Genomic DNA, 2,368 nt, shown 5'->3' on the forward strand with positions numbered 1-2,368 from the left:
ATTTGTCGCGCTTGCGATCGGCCTCTTCCAGCGCCTTGGTATCGGCCCCGGCGCGCGGCTGGTTCAGCACCCGATCTTCGTCGGCCACGCAGGCCGTGAGCGGTCCCAGCACCGCCGTGAGTTTCCCCACTTTCGCCTCGTTGCAGAGTTGCAGCACGCGCGACGCAAACTGATAATGCTCCATGTTTTGGAGCCGACTGTAATAGATGGTTTGTAGTGTCATTGTTTTTTGATTTTAAAAGTTAAACGTTTGAGTAAAAAACACAAGCGACGGGCTGCTTTTGACTATTTTTTCCCGTCGCTTGTGAGCGAAACGCTGTTTTTCCCATTTTTTGCATTTCGCTTGCGAGCGAAAGCCAGTTTTCTGTGTTTTTTGTCCGTCGCTTACAAGCGAAACGCTGTTTTTCGCGTTTTCTGCATTTCGCTTGCGAGCGACGAGCTGTTTTCGCCCATCTTCTTAGTATTTGACGAAAGGACGGACGAAGCCTCCATTGTTTTTTGAGACGTAAGAAGACCAGTATATGCTCAAACTTCCCACCTTCACGGTGCCGCAGAATGAGTTGTCCTGCTCCGTACTCGAAACATATTCTCGTTCAACCAGGTCGTTCCCCCCGACTTGTGTACAAGCGAGATTGACCAGGTTGCCATAATAATAATAGCCCACATAGTGTTTGTTTACTGCAGTTTTATCGCCAAAGCCCATGGGCAGTATCCATTTGAAATCATTATACGACGGCAGATACCACTGCAGGGCGGGCGAGCCGGTATAGACCGTACCGGGATCATATTCGGCGGCGGCCTTAAAAGCGGGGTATTGGGGATTCAAGGCCTTCACTTTGTTGCCGGGTACGGTGCTGGCGCTGTAACTGGGATTCCAGGTCTCGTCCAGGCCGCTCGTGGCCGAACCGTTCAACGCGTCGTCTAGATTCGCCGGCTGGTGTGTGTTGCTCACCGTGTACATATATGCAACGGTGGCAAAGCCAAAGCTCCCAATGGTGTTCAGCGCCATGGCCATGTGGCTGGCCTTGTCCAGCACCAGGGCCACGGGGGTCTTGGAGCCGCCGCCGAAGGTGGTCTCTTTGAAGAAGCCGAGGGTGCCGTCGCTCATCAGATAGGTGTAGTTGGGCTTGAGTTTGATTTTAACGCAGTAGGATTTGCCCGCCTGCATCTGGAGCGTGGCGTTGAGCTTCGGGACGTTGAAAGTTGGGATAGCCTTCCAGAAGACGGTGCCTGCCGAGATGCCGGTCAGCTTGAGCTTGCTGCCCTCGGTGGTGGGCAGGAAATAATGGTAGTCGCTCGACGAGGTGTAGGAGAAGTCTCTCCCGAAGTACGAAGCCATGTATTTGGTTTCCGTGCTGGCGGGGGAGTTGCTGGGCGTAGCCGCCATGGCGCCGTTGGTGTAGGTTTTGGCCTTGGTCAGGATGTTATAGGTCATACTCGTGGGGATCACATTGGCAGCGGTCTGCTCGAGCGTGGCCGTGATGGCGTTGGGGATGTCTTTCTGGCAAACAAACTGCGTGCGCAATCGGCAACCGACGTGCTTCATCGTGAAGTTCACCGATTGGTTGGGATCTTGGTTGATATTCTCGGTCACGGTTCCGATCATCGCCGTTCCTGCCTTATCTCTTGCTATGGTCAGATCATTGCCGCTGACGGTTACATCATCGTTGAACGCGACGAAGTCGTAAGTGCCGTGAGGTAACCAAATGCTCTTCTTGGAGCTGGCATCAGGGGTGAATGTACCACCGCTAAACGTCCCTTTCATTTCACCTTTGAGCGTGCCGGCCTGATAGGCGCGGATGGTATAATGGCCGGTAGCTGGAGTTTGGGTGCCGCGCGTTTTAGCTGTCGGTTCGCTTTCTACGCTGATCTCGGCTTCGCAGTCGCCCAGGTCTATGATCTGTGGTTTTGCTCCGGCTGCATTGGCTCGCGTTAAGGCTTCGTCTTCACCAAACTCTTCGTTGGTAAAACTGAATTGTACAGCTTGTGTCGGTTCTTTCTGTTCGTTATTCTCGTCATTGCTGCAGCTCGCTGTGAATAGCAATAGAGCCGCGCTTAGGATGATATACTTCTTCATTGTTTTCTGATTTTTAATGATGATTACTCAAATTCATACTCTCCGCCGTCGACATCCTCGTCCGGGTCCCAATCCTCTTCTTGCGAACCGGGGTGCGGCCGCACCGACGTACAAACAAATTGCTCTGTCGTGGCTTCGACGACGTGGCATTCGGGCTTCAGATAAGCCGTTAAACTCTCTACTTGTTTCTTCATTATTTCATATTGTTTTGAGTGAATAATTCGTGAAATTTTCCCCCTTGCGTGGTTGGCAAAAGGGCATAAAAAAGAGAACAAAGGGAACTCCGAGAAG

General features: G+C 52.2%; 2 protein-coding genes and 1 pseudogene. All 3 read right to left on the reverse strand.

The annotated features are described in order from the left end of the window. Positions 1–223: pseudogene (locus tag JCM12259_RS15590) on the reverse strand (DUF6261 family protein); the annotation flags it as partial. Between the two features lie 234 nt (positions 224–457). Continuing rightward, positions 458–2,044 (reverse strand): fimbrillin family protein, encoded by a 1,587-nt coding sequence (locus JCM12259_RS12615; RefSeq protein WP_234396617.1) that lies wholly within the window; start codon positions 2,042–2,044, stop codon positions 458–460. Positions 2,045–2,100: 56 nt separating this feature from the next. After that, a complete protein-coding gene (locus tag JCM12259_RS16845) occupies positions 2,101–2,271 on the reverse strand; it encodes a hypothetical protein (protein ID WP_156409602.1) in 171 nt (56 codons plus the stop codon). Positions 2,272–2,368 lie beyond the last annotated feature (97 nt).

Source organism: Hoylesella enoeca JCM 12259 (assembly GCF_000613405.1).
Taxonomy (GTDB): domain Bacteria; phylum Bacteroidota; class Bacteroidia; order Bacteroidales; family Bacteroidaceae; genus Prevotella; species Prevotella enoeca.